This is a genomic window from Kitasatospora sp. NPDC056327, from assembly GCF_042261735.1.
Lineage (GTDB): Bacteria > Actinomycetota > Actinomycetes > Streptomycetales > Streptomycetaceae > Kitasatospora.
Genome location: NZ_JBHJRC010000489.1, coordinates 1 through 3,162, shown reverse-complemented (window position 1 = coordinate 3,162; position 3,162 = coordinate 1). Strand labels below are relative to the sequence as shown.

Sequence of the window (3,162 nt, the reverse complement as noted above, 5' to 3'; positions counted from 1 at the left end):
CCCCCACCCTCCCCGGGTGGGGGCCCGTTCCGGTTCCCGGCACCGCCGGTCCGCTAGCGCGGGTACGCGCCGTCCGGCCGCTGGTGGCCGCAGCTCAGCTGGTTGCCCTCGTCGTCCGAGACGGTGCCGAACCAGGAGGTGCACCAGACCGACACCGAGTCCGGCCAGTACTGCACCTCGAAGGGGTGCCCGGAGCCGTAGTCCCCGTACGAGGTGACGATGAACGTCTCCCCCGGACGCATCCAGTAGTCCTCGCCCAGCGGCTCCAGGGTCAGTTCGAGCAGTCCCTCGCCCCGGTTGGTCACCGGCACCCGGCCGGTCACCTCCAGCGCGGAGTAGTCCCAGCCGCCGGTCTCCGCCCGTTCCTCCCTCATCCCGCCGCCACCCGGTCCAGCAGTCGCAGCACCACCGCGTCGAAGGCCTCCGGCGCCTCGACCGCGCCCAGGTGTCCGACCCCGGGCAGGACCGTCAGCTCCGCGTCCGGCAGCGCCCGGGTCATCAGCTCCGCCTCGGCGAGCGGCATCAGCCCGTCCTCGGCGCCCGCGACCACCGCGGCCGGCACCCGCACCCCGGCCAGGACGTCCAGCCGCTCGGGCCGCTCCGCCATCGCCCGCTGCGCCCAGGCGACGGCGGCGGGCGGAGCGGCGGCGATCATCCGCTGCACCCGGTCGGTCAGGTGCTGCGACCGCGGGCCGAGCTGCCCGGCCGCCATCCTCTCGTCGAGCAGCAGCTGGACGCTGTCGCGGGCCAGCACCGCGGAGGCGATCCGTTCCCGGTTGAGTCTGGCGGCGTCGGGGTCGGCGGTGGCCTTGGTGTTGGCCAGCAGCAGGCCGGCCAGCCGGTCCGGGTGCCGCTGGGCGAAGGCCATCGCGACGTAGCCGCCCATGGAGAGTCCGCCGAGGACCGTCCGGTCGATCCCTTCGGCGTCCAGCAGACGGGCCACGTCGTCCGCTACGGTGTCCAGCGAAGGCGCCTCGGAACCCAGCGCGGCGCCGCCGAAGCCGCGCTGATCAGGGGCGATGACACGGGCCCGGTCCCCGGCCGGACCGGGCAGCTCGTCCAGTTGGGCGGACCACATGGCGGCGTTGAGCGGGAAGGCGTGCAGCAGCACGAGGGGAGTTCCGGTGCCGCTCTCGCGGACCGGCACTGCGGAGGGGAGCTGGGTCATGGGGCCACCGTATTCCGGTGCGCCCTGCGGGCCCACTCGGCGGGCCTCCTTGTCCCCTTTGTCATAGCCTGACGGAGAGTGAGGGAGCATCCATGATCGAGTTGCACGACCTGACCAAACGCTACGGCAGGACCCTGGCGGTGGACCGGCTGAGTTTCAAGGTGCCGCAGGGCGTGGTCACCGGGTTCCTCGGGCCCAACGGCGCGGGCAAGTCCACCACCATGCGCATGATCCTCGACCTCGACCGCCCCACCGGCGGCCGCGTCACCATAGACGGCAAGAGATACGGGCAGCTGAGCGAACCGCTCAAGTACATCGGCGCGCTGCTGGAGGCCAAGGCCGTCCACCCCGGCCGCACCGCCCGTGACCACCTGCTCTGGCTCGCCCAGAGCAACCGCATCCCCGAGCGCCGGGTGGACGAGGTGCTCTCGCTGGTCGGCCTCACCCCGGTCGCCCGCAAGCGCGCCCGCGGCTTCTCGCTCGGCATGGGCCAGCGCCTGGGCATCGCCTCCGCGCTGCTCGGCGACCCGGAGATCGTCATGTTCGACGAACCGGTCAACGGGCTCGACCCGGAGGGGATCCTGTGGATCCGCAACCTCATGAAGCGCCTCGCCTCGGAGGGCCGGACCGTCTTCGTCTCCTCCCACCTGATGAGCGAGATGGCCGTGACCGCCGACCACCTGGTGGTCATCGGCCGGGGCCGGCTGCTCGCCGACCTGCCGATGGCCGAGTTCATCCGTCGCAACTCCCGCTCCGCCGTCCGCCTCCGCAGCCCGCAGCCCGAACGGCTGCTCGACGCGCTGAGCGGCGCCGGGGTGCGGCACGAACCCGGCCCGGGCGGCTCCTACGAGGTGGTCGACGGCGATCTCGCCGCGCTCGGCGAACTGGCCGCCGCGCACGGCGTGGTGCTGCACGAGCTCAGCCCGCAGCAGGCCTCGCTGGAGGAGGCGTTCATGCAGATGACGGCCGACGCGGTCGAGTACCACGCCGGCGACGGACCGGCCCGCGACGCGGCCGGCGCGCCGGGCGCCTGGGGCGCGAACTGGCAGGGCGGCTCGCAGCCGCAGACCCCCCGCGGCACGGAGGAGAACTGAGATGGCGTCCTTCCCCGCGGTCCTGCGCTCCGAGTGGACCAAGATCCGCAGCGTCCGCTCGACGGTCTGGACCCTCGCGCTGACCTTCGTGGTCACCCTGGGCATCGGTGCCCTGCTGTCGCTGCTCACCAACAACAACTTCGAGGACTTCCGCAGCGACGACACCCCGTTCGACGCCACCGGCACCGCCTTCTCCGGGATCATCCTCGGCGAACTGGCCATCATCGTCTTCGGCGTGCTGGCGATCGGCAACGAGTACAGCAGCGGCATGATCCGGGTCACCCTGGCCGCCGTCCCGCAGCGCGGCACCCTGCTGACCGGCAAGGCCGTGGTGCTGGGCGGGCTGGCGCTGGCCGTCTCGCTGGTGACGGCCTTCCTGACCTTCTTCACCGGCCAGGCGCTGCTCGGCGACCACTCCACCTCGCTGGGCGAACCGAACGTGCTGCGGGCGGTCTTCGGCGCCGCGCTCTACCTCACGCTGCTCTGCCTGTTCTCGGCCGGCGTCACCACCATGCTGCACAACCAGACGCTGGCGCTGGGCGTGCTGGTGCCGTTCTTCTTCCTGCTGTCGCCGATCCTCTCGGCGGTGCCGGGCGCCAAGACGGTCGCCCACTACTTCCCCGACTACGCCGGGTCCCGGATGCTGCTGGTCTACGAGCAGCACGGCCAGCCGTACGGGCCGTGGACGGGCTTCCTCATCTGCCTGGCCTGGACGCTCGCGGCGCTGGCCGGCGGGGCACTGGTGCTCAAGAAGCGCGACGCCTAGGACGTCTCTTGTGGATCTTGTCGGACAGGCCGCGGCGTCGGGGTGCGTGCATCGCAGGGCGGAGGAGGGAGCCACTGCGGAGCATTGGCGACCGACGACAACGCGGCGAGGTGCGTGCCCCGGCGTCGCGGGCC

The 3,162-nt window shown here is 72.4% G+C and carries 4 protein-coding genes; 2 read left to right on the top strand and 2 right to left on the bottom strand.

Features of this window, described 5'->3' with window-relative positions; translation table 11 throughout:
* Positions 1–53: 53 nt before the first annotated feature.
* Both ACFCX4_RS35595 and ACFCX4_RS35590 read right to left on the bottom strand, forming a co-directional pair.
* Complete coding sequence (locus tag ACFCX4_RS35595; protein WP_376151516.1) at positions 54–374, bottom strand: hypothetical protein; 321 nt, start codon at positions 372–374, stop codon at positions 54–56.
* Entirely contained in the window at positions 371–1,168 is a 798-nt protein-coding gene (locus ACFCX4_RS35590) for an alpha/beta fold hydrolase (RefSeq protein WP_376151514.1), read from the bottom strand. Before ACFCX4_RS35590 ends, ACFCX4_RS35595 begins: the two co-directional genes overlap by 4 nt.
* 92 nt (positions 1,169–1,260) lie before the next feature.
* On the opposite strand from ACFCX4_RS35590, the gene ACFCX4_RS35585 reads away from it, so the two are divergent.
* On the top strand, positions 1,261–2,262 hold the full coding sequence (locus ACFCX4_RS35585; RefSeq protein WP_376151512.1) for an ABC transporter ATP-binding protein: 1,002 nt from the start codon (positions 1,261–1,263) through the stop codon (positions 2,260–2,262).
* 1 nt (position 2,263) lies between these two features.
* Positions 2,264–3,028 (top strand): ABC transporter permease subunit, encoded by a 765-nt coding sequence (locus tag ACFCX4_RS35580; protein WP_376151510.1) that lies wholly within the window; start codon positions 2,264–2,266, stop codon positions 3,026–3,028.
* The last annotated feature ends 134 nt before the right edge of the window (positions 3,029–3,162 follow it).